This window comes from Streptomyces sp. V4I8 (assembly GCF_041261225.1).
GTDB lineage: Bacteria > Actinomycetota > Actinomycetes > Streptomycetales > Streptomycetaceae > Streptomyces.
In genome coordinates this window covers 8,540,528-8,552,846 of sequence record NZ_JBGCCN010000001.1, presented here as the reverse complement: position 1 = coordinate 8,552,846, position 12,319 = coordinate 8,540,528, and the positions used below count along the sequence as shown (strand labels likewise).

10 protein-coding genes and 1 pseudogene are annotated in these 12,319 nt (G+C 70.6%); 7 read left to right on the top strand and 4 right to left on the bottom strand.

Annotation, left to right across the window (positions count from 1 at the left end; all coding sequences use genetic code 11):
- Position 1: 1 nt before the first annotated feature.
- Positions 2-439 carry a MarR family winged helix-turn-helix transcriptional regulator gene (locus ABIE67_RS38785; protein WP_370266231.1) on the bottom strand — a complete coding sequence of 146 codons (438 nt, stop codon included), beginning with the start codon at positions 437-439 and terminating at the stop codon, positions 2-4.
- A gap of 91 nt (positions 440-530) precedes the next feature.
- On the opposite strand from ABIE67_RS38785, the pseudogene ABIE67_RS38780 reads away from it, so the two are divergent.
- From ABIE67_RS38780 to ABIE67_RS38770, 3 genes and pseudogenes are all read left to right on the top strand, one after another.
- Positions 531-1,450: pseudogene (locus tag ABIE67_RS38780) on the top strand (zinc-binding alcohol dehydrogenase family protein).
- A 131-nt stretch (positions 1,451-1,581) separates the two neighbouring features.
- On the top strand, positions 1,582-3,462 hold the full coding sequence (locus tag ABIE67_RS38775; protein WP_370266230.1) for an exo-alpha-sialidase: 1,881 nt from the start codon (positions 1,582-1,584) through the stop codon (positions 3,460-3,462).
- 19 nt (positions 3,463-3,481) lie between these two features.
- Positions 3,482-4,717 (top strand): DUF4185 domain-containing protein, encoded by a 1,236-nt coding sequence (locus tag ABIE67_RS38770; RefSeq protein WP_370266229.1) that lies wholly within the window; start codon positions 3,482-3,484, stop codon positions 4,715-4,717.
- On the opposite strand, the gene ABIE67_RS38765 is transcribed toward ABIE67_RS38770, so the two are convergent.
- Positions 4,653-5,708 (bottom strand): bile acid:sodium symporter family protein, encoded by a 1,056-nt coding sequence (locus tag ABIE67_RS38765; RefSeq protein WP_370266227.1) that lies wholly within the window; start codon positions 5,706-5,708, stop codon positions 4,653-4,655. The genes ABIE67_RS38770 and ABIE67_RS38765 overlap by 65 nt on opposite strands.
- A gap of 192 nt (positions 5,709-5,900) precedes the next feature.
- On the opposite strand from ABIE67_RS38765, the gene ABIE67_RS38760 reads away from it, so the two are divergent.
- The 3 genes from ABIE67_RS38760 (at position 5,901) to ABIE67_RS38750 (ending at position 9,941) form a co-directional block, all read left to right on the top strand.
- On the top strand, positions 5,901-6,764 hold the full coding sequence (locus ABIE67_RS38760; protein WP_370266226.1) for a LysR substrate-binding domain-containing protein: 864 nt from the start codon (positions 5,901-5,903) through the stop codon (positions 6,762-6,764).
- Between the two features lie 410 nt (positions 6,765-7,174).
- On the top strand, positions 7,175-9,001 hold the full coding sequence (locus ABIE67_RS38755; RefSeq protein ID WP_370266224.1) for a long-chain fatty acid--CoA ligase: 1,827 nt from the start codon (positions 7,175-7,177) through the stop codon (positions 8,999-9,001).
- 103 nt (positions 9,002-9,104) lie between these two features.
- Positions 9,105-9,941 (top strand): aldo/keto reductase, encoded by an 837-nt coding sequence (locus ABIE67_RS38750; RefSeq protein WP_370266222.1) that lies wholly within the window; start codon positions 9,105-9,107, stop codon positions 9,939-9,941.
- A 116-nt stretch (positions 9,942-10,057) separates the two neighbouring features.
- Here ABIE67_RS38750 and ABIE67_RS38745 read toward each other — a convergent pair whose 3' ends face one another.
- Positions 10,058-10,669, bottom strand: coding sequence for a hypothetical protein (locus ABIE67_RS38745; protein WP_370266220.1), 612 nt, complete (start codon positions 10,667-10,669; stop codon positions 10,058-10,060).
- A 122-nt stretch (positions 10,670-10,791) separates the two neighbouring features.
- Between ABIE67_RS38745 and ABIE67_RS38740 the strand changes: the two genes are divergently transcribed.
- Positions 10,792-11,487 carry a glycoside hydrolase family 75 protein gene (locus ABIE67_RS38740; RefSeq protein ID WP_370266219.1) on the top strand — a complete coding sequence of 232 codons (696 nt, stop codon included), beginning with the start codon at positions 10,792-10,794 and terminating at the stop codon, positions 11,485-11,487.
- Between the two features lie 27 nt (positions 11,488-11,514).
- Here the strand turns inward: ABIE67_RS38740 and ABIE67_RS38735 are convergent, their stop codons facing one another.
- Complete coding sequence (locus ABIE67_RS38735) at positions 11,515-12,231, bottom strand: SDR family oxidoreductase (protein WP_370266217.1); 717 nt, start codon at positions 12,229-12,231, stop codon at positions 11,515-11,517.
- Positions 12,232-12,319: the final 88 nt, after the last annotated feature.

Here is a 12,319-nt window from a genome sequence, read left to right as displayed (position 1 = left end):
GTCAGCTCTGCGTACCGGAAATCCGGATCAACAGGTCCATGAAACGGTCGCGTTCGGCCGCCGAGAGCGGGGCGAGGAGCGCGTCGTTGGCCTCGCGGGCCACCTTCTCGCAGCGCTTCAGCAGGCGTGCCCCCTCGCCCGTGAGGGAGACGGCGTTCTTGCGGCGGTCGTTGGGATCCGGCGCGCGGACCACGAGGCCCTGCGCCTGGAGGTCGTCGAGGATCCCGACCAGGTCCTTCGGGTCGAGCTGAACGCTGCGGCCGAGGTCCGCCTGCGCGACCGGGGCCAGGTCGCGGACGGCGGAGAGCACCACGTGGTGCCACATCTTCATACCCTCCGCCGCCAGCGCCTCGGCCACCAGGGATCGCCCCCGGGCCGCCGCGCGGCCGAGCAGCCAGCTGGGGAGGGAGCGGATCGCGGGGAGCGGGGCTTCGGGCATGCGCACACCTTACCGAGAAGTCATTGGACTTCCCAACGACCGCCCGATACCGTCGAAACCGTTGGTATCCCCAATGACTTCTGGAGGTGCGATGCGCCGCGTCCGCTACGGGTCCACCGGCGGCCCCCCCCCTTCCTGGAGCAGACCCCCGTCCCCGAACCGGGTCCCGGTGAGCTCCTCGTCCGGTGCGAGGCGATCGGCGTGACCCTCCCCGTCGTCCGCAAGGTCACCGAGGCCGCCGAGGCCGTTCCACTGGGTGGCGAGATCGCGGGCGGCGTCATGGCCATGGGCGCCGGGGTCACCCGCTTCGGCGTCGGTGACCGCGTGACCGGACTGTGGTTCGGGCACGCATACGCCGACTACGCACTCCTGCACGAGGCCATGGCTTCCCCGGTGCCCGACACCGCCACCGCCACCGATGCCGTCGCCCTCGTCCGCAGCGGCCTGGTCGCACTCGGCGCGCTGGAGGCCGCCCGGCCCGAGCCGGGGGAGGCCGCACTGGTCACCGCGGCGGCGAGCGGCGTAGGGCATCTCGCGGTGCAGCTCGCGCGGGCGCGGGGTGCGGAGCGGGTCGTCGGCGCCGTGTCCGATCCGGCCAAGGCGGACTTCGTGCGCTCCCTCGGTGCCGACGAGGTGGTCGGATATGCGGACGACGCCTGGGGAGTTCCTGTCGACTACGTTCTCGATGCCGTCGGCGGCGACCTGCTCACCCCGGCCCTCGCCGCTCTCGGCCCGGGCGGACGTCTCGTGGCGTACAGCTCGGGCGGCGGGACCATTCAGGCGTACGACCTTCTCGTGAGGGCGAGGTCCGTCGTCGGGTTCCAGATGGCGCGGATCGCCCGGGAGGAGCCGGAGTTGTACGAGCGATGGCGGCAGGAGCTGTGGAAGCTGTTCGCCGAGGGGGCCCTGACGCCCGCCGTGCACGGAGAGTTCGCGCTGGAGGAGGCGACTGCGGCACACGCGGCCATCGAGGCGCGGGTCAACCGAGGGAAAGTAGTACTCCATCCGTGACGTGACACGTGCACGGTTCTTGTGATGGGTGCGATAGCCCAACTAACGTCTGTGATGCGCACTTTGGACGTGGGATGTCCGAATGTTCAGATGCCTGGACCATTGCCAGCCGATGAAGGGCGGGCCGCACCATGCCGTCAAGAGTTCGCGCACGTCTCAGAGCTGCCCTAGTCGCGGCCGTCGCCCTCACGGCGACGGCCGCGACGTCAGGTCCGGCGGAGTCCCAACCGAGCACCAGGACATCGCCGTTCGAGCAGCAGGTGCTCTTCAAGGCCTCCCAGGACCCCGGGTACGCCTGCTTCCGCATCCCGGCGATCGTGAAGTCCAAGGACGGCACGCTGCTGGCGTTCGCCGAGGGGCGGGTGCTCAACTGCGGTGACGCCGCCGACATCGACCTCGTCCTCAAGCGGTCGACGGACGGGGGCCGCACCTGGGGGCCGCTCCAGGTCGTCAACGAGGGCAACGGCGACACGCACGGCAACCCCGCGCCGATCGTGGACCGCGAGACCGGGCGCATCCTGCTGGCGGAGACGTACAACAAAGGCCGTACGGACAGCGGCAGTTGCTCGGTGCCGTGTGAGCGCACCCCTCATCTGCAGTACAGCGACGACGACGGTCTGACCTGGTCCGAGCCGCGCGATCTGAGCGCCGAGATACTGCCCGCGAACTGGAACTCCTGGTACGCCACCGGCCCCGTGCACGGCCTCCAGCTCACCAGGGGCAAGCACGCCGGGCGGCTGGTCTTCGGCGTCAACACCGAGACCTGGGACGGCAGCCGGGTCACCGCCAACCACGCCGCCCTCATCGTCAGCGACGACGGCGGCGACAGCTGGAGGATCGGCGCCACCGACTCGTGGGCCATCTCCGCCGCGGACCGCACGTTCCGGCAGAAGCCGTCCGAGGTGACCCTCACCGAGCGCACGGACGGCACGATCCTCATCAGCGGCCGGGAACAGGACGGCACCGACCTCGGGCACCGCTCCCAGACGTACAGCCGGGACGGCGGCGACAGCTTCACCGGCCCGTTCCGCAACCTTCCGGACCTCTACACGCCTCAGGTGCAGGGCGCCACGCTCCGCCTGGGCAACCGGCTGCTGCTGTCCGCGCCCGGCGATCCCGACCGCCGGCGGACCATGATGATCCGGTCCTCCTGGAACGGCGGCACCACCTGGGACAGCGTGGACCGCGGCAAGGTCGTCACCACGGACTGGTCGGGCTACTCCGACATGGTCGGCATCGACGCCTCCACCGTGGGCCTGATGTACGAGGGCGGCGCCGTCGACGCGCGGGACGAGATCCGCTTCGCCCGCTTCACCGAGGACTGGCTCGGACCGCGTCGCGGCCCCGACCCGACCACGCCCGACCTCGCCCCGGGCGCACCCCGCGCGACCGTCCTCGGTGGCGCCGGGGTGACGGACGGTGTGGTGGGCAAGGCCATGGAGTTCGACGGCGCCGACGACGCCGTACGTCTGCCGTACCGGTCTCAACTTCCGCTCGGGACCGGTGAGTTCACGGTCGCGCTGTTCTTCCGGTACTCCGCCACGACCGGTGAGCAGCCGTTCCTGTGGATGGGCGGGATCGGCTCCACCCAGCCGCAGATCTGGCTGCGGGGTGAGCCCGACAACGACCGGGTGCGCGCCCTGATCACCACCCGGGAGGGGTTCGGGACCGTGCACACCTCGTCCGTGTGGGCCGCGGGCGCCCACAACGACGACGAGTGGCACCACCTCGCGCTGCGGCGCGGCGGCGGAAAGCTGACGCTCCTCGTGGACGGCAGGGCGATCAGCAGCACGGACGTACCGGGTTCGGTCAGCCGGAACTCGCCCTTCGGTGTGCACGTCGGGCAGCGCATGGACAGCCGGGCCTTCCTCACCGGCGCGATCGACGACGTCCATGTGTGGAACCGGGCGCTCGGCGACGCGGAGCTCAACGCCGCGGCACAGGTCGGTGGCCGTAAGAGTTCGGCCACGTCCGACACTGTCCTGTGGCTGCCCATGGACCGGGTGGGCTGAGACCACTAACGTCCCAGGCGTGCCCGACGACGCACGAGCACGGCAGCGCACGGGAACCGGGCTCGGCCTCCTGCTGGCCCTGGTTCTCGCGGCCGTGCTGCTCACCGCCCTCCCGGACGACGGCGAACGGGAGGGCGGTGACGCGTGTCGGCCGCACTCGGTCACGTCCTGGTCCGCCGACGAGGGCCTGACCGGTGAGTTCGCCCGGTACGGCGACGACCCCTCCCGCATCGACGACTGGACCGGCGGCGACGGCACGCACTCGGTGCGGCTGCCGGACGGCCGGCTGCTGTGGCTGTTCTCGGACACCTACCTCGGCCAGGTCCACGCCCCGCCCAACCCCTTCGGCGAGTCCTCGACCTGGCGGGACACGACCGCTCCCCTGGTGCGCAACTCGGCGGTCGTCATGCGCGACGGACGTCTGGAGCGCACGCTCGCCACTCCCCTGTTCCCCGACCCCGCCCCCGACCAGTGGCGCTGGCCGGTCGCGGCCCGCGTCGAGCCCCGCTCCCCCGACTCGGCAGAGCAGGTCGTACGGGTGCTGTTGTGGGTGCGTACGGCGGGGCAGGCCCCGTGGATCTACGGCGTGCCCACCGCCACCGAGGTCGCCACGCTCTCGCTGCCCGATCTGCGGGTCGAGTCGGTCGTCAAGGTGCTCGATCAGCAGCTGGTGCCGGATCCGTCGCGGCGTGTGCTGTTCGGGACGACGCTGGTGGAGGAGGGCGGCTGGACCTATGTCTTCGGGGGCGACGACGGCCAGGCGGCGTCCCGGCCGGCCTCGCACGCGTACGTCGCGCGCGTGCCCGAGGGCAGGCTCGCCGACCCGGGGGCCTGGCGGTACTGGAACGGTTCCGAGTGGGCCGGGGCGGCGGCCCGGCCGCGCGCGGTGCTCGGGGACGGGCAGCGCAAGGGGGTGGGCAGCGCGTTCTCGGTGGTGCGGGTGCGGGGGACGTACGTACTGTTCACGATGGCCGCCGGCACCGAGGGACTGACGACCGTCACCTCGTACTGGGCCTGCTCCCCCGCCGGCCCGTGGCACGGGCCGACGAAGGACTTCAGCCCGACGCTGCCGCCGGGCGGTCAGGTCGCCGCCTACAACCCGCAGACGCACCCCGAGCTGAGCGGCGACGGACGGCTCGTGCTGAGCTACGACGTCAACTGGCTGGAGACGGGTGGCGCCGCGGCGCAGCTCAACCGGAACGTGTCCCTGTACCGACCGCGGTTCGTGACGCTGCGGGTCGCTCCGACGCGGTGACCTGCTCCGGGGCGTCGACGTCGGCCTCGGCACCCGTCTCGGCATCCGTGTCGGTGTCCTGGGCCCGGCGCTTGGCGATGACCGCGCAGACCATCAGCTGCATCTGGTGGAAGAGCATCAGCGGCAGCACGGCCAGGGAGGCGTGCGCGCCGAACAGGACGCCGGCCATGGGCAGCCCGGCGGCGAGGGACTTCTTCGAACCGGCGAACTGGATCGCGATGCGGTCCTCGCGGTCGAAGCGCAGCGCCTTGGCGCCGTACCAGGTCAGGGCCAGCATCACGGCCAGCAGCACCACCTCGACGGCGAGCAGGCCGGCCAGCCGGGCAGGGCTCACCTGGTGCCAGATGCCCTGGACCATGCCCTCGCTGAACGCGGTGTAGACGACCAGCAGGATCGAGCCACGGTCGACGAGCCCGAGGACCTTCTTGTGCCGGGCGACGAAGCCGCCGATCCAGCGGCGCAGCAGCTGCCCCGCGACGAACGGCACCAGCAGTTGCAGCACGATCTTGACGGCCGAGTCGGCGGAGAAGCCGCCCGCGCTGCCGCCGAGCACCGCCGCCGCGAGGAGCGGGGTGATGACGATGCCGACGAGGGAGGAGAAGGAGCCCGCGCAGATCGCGGCGGGCACGTTGCCGCGGGCCATCGAGGTGAAGGCGATCGACGACTGGATGGTCGACGGGACGAGGGTGAGGAAGAGCAGGCCCTGGTAGAGGGGATGGGTCAACAGCACCGGGACGAGCCCGCGGGCGGCGAGGCCCAGGAGCGGGAACACGACGAAAGTGCAGGCCAGGACGGTGACGTGGAGCCGCCAGTGCTTCAGCCCGTCCATCGCCTCGCGGGTGGACAGCCGGGCGCCGTAGAGGAAGAAGAGGAAGGCGATCGCGGCCGTGGAGGCACCGGACGCCACGTCGGAGGCCGTCCCGCGCGCCGGGAGGAGGGCCGCCAGGCCCACGGTCCCGAGCAGCAGCAGGATGTACGGGTCGATCGGCATCCAACGCGGCCATTGCAGGCGTTTCACTGTGCTCCACTACTTCGCTGTCGTACGCGGCTGTCGCTTCACTGAACTTCGGGTTCCCGGCACGGACGTGCCCTCTCCATCGTCCTCCGGCGATCAGCGATCGGGAATCCGGCATACCACTCTGACTGTCATCACGTTCCGCGATAACGGCGTTAGCCTGGGGGCGTGTACGACCCTTCCCATCTGCGCACCTTCCTCGCGGTGGCCCAGACGCTGAGCTTCACCCAGGCCGCCCGGCGCCTCGGCCTGCGCCAGTCGACCGTCAGCCAGCACGTGCGGCGCCTGGAGGACGCCACCGGGCGGCCGCTGTTCTCCCGGGACACGCACTCCGTGGAGCTGACCGAGGACGGCGAGGCGATGCTCGGCTTCGCCCGCCGGATCCTGGAGGTGCACGAGCAGGCGTCGGCGTTCTTCACCGGCACCCGACTGCGCGGCCGGCTCCGCTTCGGCGCGTCCGAGGACTTCGTCCTGACCCGGCTGCCCGAGATCCTGGAGGGCTTCCGCTACGACCATCCCGAGGTCGACCTGGAGCTGACCGTCGAACTCTCCGGCACCCTGCACGAGCAACTGGCCGCCGGAAAGCTGGACCTGGTCCTCGCCAAGCGCCGCCCCGAGGAGCCACGGGGCGAACTGGTCTGGCACGACCGGCTGGTCTGGATCGGCGCGGAGCGGCTCCGCCTGGAGCCCGACCGTCCGGTGCCGCTGATCGTCTACCCCCCGCCGGGCATCACGCGGGCGCTCGCGTTGGAGGCGCTGGAGCGCCAGGGCCGTGACTGGCGGATCGTGTGCACCAGCGGCAGCCTCAACGGCCTCATCGCGGCGGCACGCGCCGGGCTCGGTGTGATGGCGCACTCGCGAGGGCTGATTCCACCGGGGCTGGCACGCGTGCCCGAGCGGGCCGGGCTGCCGGAGCTGGGGCGGGTCGATTTCGTACTGGTCCACGGAACGCGCCGGACGGCCGCCCAGGGGGCGGCGGACGCGCTGGCCGCGGCGATCCTGGCGGGCGGGGACCGGCTGCACCGGCGCTGAGCGCTCCGCCGGAGGTGCCGCGACGGGCCCAAGCGTCCCCTGGTCAGGATCGCCCGTGAAGAGGACCCGTGTGACAGGTTCGGCGACTCGCACGCTGACAGAAGAGACGCTGACAGAAGAGACGCTGGCCGAAGAGACGACGGCGCGCCGGGGAGGACATGATCCACAGGGCCCGGACCGGGTAACCCGGTCGTACAGATTCGGTGGAGATTACGGGCCCGAAACTTACTCAACCGTCAGTTTTCTGTCCGACCCTTCCCCATGTGAGCGTATTTTCCCACGCTGACCAGTGCATACCTGAGCACCCATCGATTTCCGGCCCTCTCCCGTCCGAAACGTGGTTGGGGTAGCTTTCACGGCGCTGAGCGGAGTGTCAGCGAGGCATCCGGACGGGGAGCGGGGAGCGGGGTTTGCGCGAGTTCACCAACCCTCCGTTGGCGTTGGCGCCGCCGGTGGGCGGCCTGGCCGACGCCGTCTTCGAGCATGCCCAGGACGATCCGCTTTATGTCGCCCTCGGCCGCAAGGACGAGGGCGGGCAGTGGCGGGACGTCACCGCCGCGGAGTTCCGCGACGAGGTGCTCGCCCTCGCCAAGGGCCTGCTCGCCCGGGGCATCCGGTTCGGCGACCGGGTCGCGATCATGTCCCGTACGCGGTACGAGTGGACGCTCTTCGACTTCGCGCTGTGGACCATCGGCGCCCAGGTCGTGCCGATCTACCCCACCTCCTCGGCCGAGCAGTGCTTCTGGACGCTGTACGACGCCGAGTGCTCGGCGGCGGTCGTGGAGCACGAGGACCACGCGATGACGATCGCCACCGTCATCGACCGGCTCCCGCGGCTGCACCAGCTGTGGCAGCTGGACTCGGGCGCCGTGCAGGAGCTGTACGACGCCGGCGCGCACCTCGACGACGAGGTGGTCCACCGCCACCGTCAGGCGGTCACCCCCGACTCGGTCGCGACGATCATCTACACCTCCGGGACGACGGGCCGCCCCAAGGGCTGTGTCATCTCGCACGGCAACTTCATGTTCGAGGCGGACACCGTCATCGAGCGCTGGGAGCCGGTCTTCCACTCCAAGAAGGGCGACGAGGCCGCGACCCTGCTGTTCCTGCCGCTCGCGCACGTCTTCGGCCGGATGGTGCAGGTCGCCGCGATCCGCGGCAAGGTCCGCTTCGGCCACCAGCCGCAGATGAACGCGGCCGCCCTGCTGCCGGACCTCGCCGCGTTCAAGCCGACGTTCTTCCTCGCCGTGCCGTACATCTTCGAGAAGGTCTTCAACGCCGCCCGCCGCAAGGCCGAGAAGGAGGGCAGGTCGGGCGCCTTCGAGAAGGCCGTCGAGGTCGCCGTGAAGTACGCGGACGCGATCGAGGCCAAGGCGTGGGGCGTCGGCCCCGGCCCGTCGGCCGGTCTGCGCATGCAGCACCAGCTCTTCGACAAGCTCGTCTACTCCAAGATGCGGGCCGCGATGGGGGGCCGTATCAAACAGGCGATGACCGGCGGTTCGGCCATGGACCGGCGCCTCGGTCTGTTCTTCGCGGGCGCCGGCGTCCATGTCTACGAGGGGTACGGCCTCACCGAGTCCACGGCGGCCGCGACCGCCAACCCGCCCTATCGCACCCGCTACGGCACCGTCGGCCAGCCCATCCCGGGCATGACCGTGCACATCGCCGACGACGGCGAGATCTGGCTGCACGGCGCCAACATCTTCCAGGGCTACCTCAACAACCAGAAGGCCACCGACGAGTCCCTGCACGACGGCTGGCTCGCCACGGGTGACCTGGGCTCCCTCGACGAGGACGGCTACCTCACCATCACCGGCCGCAAGAAGGAGATCCTGGTCACGTCCGGCGGCAAGAGCGTCTCGCCGGGAGTGCTGGAGGAGCGCGTCCGCGACCACCCGCTGGTCGCCCAGTGCATCGTCGTCGGCAACGACCGCCCGTACATCGCCGCCCTGGTCACCCTCGACCAGGAGGCCGTCGAGCACTGGCTGATGATGCGCGACAAGCCCCAGATGACACCGGCCCAGCTGGTCCGTGACGCCGACCTGGAGACCGAGGTGCGGCGCGCGGTCGTCGCCGCCAACACCCTGGTCTCGCAGGCAGAGTCGATCCGCACCTTCCGTATCCTCGCCCAGCCGTTCACCGAGGAGCACGGACTGCTCACGCCGTCGCTGAAGTTGAAGCGCAAGGCGATCGAGAACGCGTACTCGGGCGAGGTCGAGGCGCTGTACCGGGCGTGAGGCCGGCCGATTCCCACGGATTCTCCGGTCAGGAATGCATCGCGGCCCGTGATCGTTGACGATGTGAGTACCACCTGACGACAACCGTAAGGATCAAGAGCTCGTGAGCAGCAAGGTCCCCCCGATCATCCTCAACAACGGCGTCGAGATGCCCCAGCTGGGCTTCGGCGTCTGGCAGGTGCCGGACGACGAGGCGGAGCGGGCGGTCTCCACCGCGCTGGAGGCCGGGTACCGCAGCATCGACACAGCGGCGATCTACGGCAACGAGGAGGGCACCGGCAAGGCGATCGCCGCAGCCGGCCTCCCCCGCGAGGACGTCTTCGTGACCACCAAGCTCTGGAACAGCGACCAGGGATACGACGCCACGCTGCGCGCCTTCGACGTGTCGCTGGAGAAGCTGGGTCTGGACTACGTCGACCTGTATCTCATCCACTGGCCGCTGCCCGCCCGGGGCACGTACGTCGACACGTACAAGGCCTTCGAGAAGCTGCATGCCGACGGCCGTATCCGTGCGATCGGTGTCTCCAACTTCCTTCCGGAGCACCTGGAGCGGCTGCTCGGCGAGACGTCGGTCATCCCGGCGGTCAACCAGATCGAGCTGCACCCGCACCTGCAGCAGCGCGCCTCCCGCGACTTCCACGCCGAGCAGGGCATCGCCACCGAGGCCTGGTCGCCGCTCGGCCAGGGCAAGGGGCTGCTGGAGGTCCCGGCGATCGTCGCCATCGCGCAGAAGCACGGCCGCACCCCGGCCCAGGTGGTGCTGCGCTGGCACCTCCAGCTGGGCAACGTCGTGATCCCGAAGTCCGTGACGCCCTCGCGGATCAAGGAGAACATCGAGGTCTTCGACTTCAGCCTGGACGACGAGGACCTCGCGGCGATCAGCGCGCTGAACGAGGACCGGCGGATCGGCCCGGACCCGGCCGCCTTCGACCTGGGCTGACACCCGCTTCGACACGACCGTCCGCCCGCCGCTCAGCTGTGAGCGGCGGGCGGAGGCGTTCGGGTCGGGTTCGGGACGTGGTCCGGGATCGGGAGGCGGTCCGGATGCGGGACGCTTCAGTCGCCCCGCACGTCGGAGAGGACGACCTCGAACTCCTCCAGGCCGGTCACGGTCACATGGGCCTTGGCCGCACCTTCATGCCTGGCCGCCGCCTGTCCCGCGCGGGACGCCGCGAGGGACGCCTGGTCGACGAAGAGGGCTCCGACCATCCCGCGTCCCCGCTCCCGGTCGACCAGCAGGGACGCCCTGGCCAGCCCCGCGAGGGTCTCGAGCTTGGGCACCACCGTCGCCCGGAACGTGTCGGCGAGCAGGTCCGTGTCGGTCGGGTCGAACTCCAGCCTGGTGACGCGCAGTCCGCCGCCCGGCTCCGGCTGCCGGACCTGGTGGAAGACCAACGCCTCGTAGTTGTCGACCGCCACCGTCCCGAGGAACGGCTCCAGCATGCCCGCCCGCCGCTCACGCAGCACCTCGTCGCTGTTCTGCCGGGCCTCCTCCGACTCCCACCAGCTCGCCGCGAGCAGTTTCCCGAGCGTGCGGTCCACGAAGACACTCGCTCCGCGGTATCCCGGACGGTCTTCCAGCAGTTCCCGCCCCTCTGTGTTCAATGCCCTGATGGCCGCGTCGATCTTCGTGGGGTCACCGGTCGTGTAGATGGCGCGTACGAACATGACACCTCCCAGAAGCTTGGGCAGATATCCGAAAGCTTCGGTATGTCCAGTCTTCTACTGGGGTCGTGACGCCGCAATCAGCGTCAGTAAGGAAACCTTCCTACCAGGAGGCTCCAGCCCCCGTGCGCATCCGAACACCGACCCTGACCGCCGCCTCCGGCGCCGCGCTGCTCGCCGCCGGAGCGCTCCCCACCAGCGCCTCCGTCATGCCGGACCCGCCGGCCGCCCGGGAAAGCTCGGTCAGCGCGGCCGACCTGCTCGCGAAGGTCACGTCCTGCGAGCAGATCTCGCATGGCATGTACCGCACCGACGGGACGGCCCCGGCCACCGTCCCCGTGTGCGGCACGAACGGCGCCGTCTTCTGGAAGGCCGACATGGACATCGACTGCGACGGCCGGCGCACCGAGAAGTGCAATGAGCACACCGACCCCTGGTTCCTGCCCGACACGGCGTTCCACCAGTCCGACGGCAGGCCGCTGCGCTCCGACACGCTGCCGTACGTCGTCGTCCCCGGCGTCAGCGAAATCTGGGACCACAAGGCGGCGGGCATCACGGGCGGCAGCGTGGTCGCCGTCGTCCACGACGACCAGGTCCTCTACGCCGTCGTCGGCGACACCGGCCCCCGGCGGATCATCGGCGAAGCCTCCTACGCCGCTGCCGAGGCCCTCGGCATCGACCCCGACCCCGCCACCGGCGGCACCGCCTCAGGCGTGACGTACATCCTCTTCAGGGACTCCCTCGTCTCGCCCATCGAGAGCCACGAGGCGGCGGTCTCGCTGGGCGAGGAGCTGGCGCAGGAGTTCATCGAGAGCGACTGAGTGCGCGCAACCAGACGCGGTAGTACGTCAGTTGGGCTGCCCGATCGGCCGTACGACGACGGTGTTGACGTCCACGCCCTCGGGCTGCCGGATGGCCCAGACCACCGAGTCGGCGATCTGGTCGGCGGTCAGCAGATGCCCGGGCGGCAGGCTGCCGTAGCTGTCCCAGAACGGTGTCTCCACCCGGCCCGGCGCGATGTGGGTCACGCCGATGCCCCAGTCCGTCACCTGCCGCCGGGTGTTCTCGGCGAGCCCGGTCACCGCCCACTTGGTCGCCCCGTAGATGTTGCCCGGCCCGGGCACGAATCCGGCCACGCTGCCGACGAGGACGATCCGGCCGCGGGTCTCCTTCAGGGCGTCGACGGAGGCGCGGATCAGCAGGGCCGGGCCGAGGACGTTGGTCAGCACCATCTCGGTCCAGCCGGACGGGTCGCCCTCGGCGACCGAGTCGTGGGTGGCGAAACCGGCGTTGGCGACGACCGTGTCCAGCCGGCCGAACGCCTTGAGCGTGGTGTCCACGGCCGCCCGGACATCGGCGTACTCGGCCGCGTTCCCGACGACCGTCAACAGCCCGTCCGGGTCCCCGAGTTCCCGGGCGAAGCCGCGCAGTCGCGCCTCGCCACGGCCGGTGACGGTCACCCGGTACCCGGCGCCCAGCAATTGCCGTGCGACGGCGGCGCCGATGCCACTGCCGCCGCCGGTGATGAGTGCGACCGGGGAGTCGGTCGTGATGGAGCCGGTCATGGTGGTCCCCCTGTGTTCGTTTCGGACGAGGGGGAGTCCATCACTTCGAGAGTTCTCGAAGTCAAGGCCCAGTGCGACGAGCAGGTGC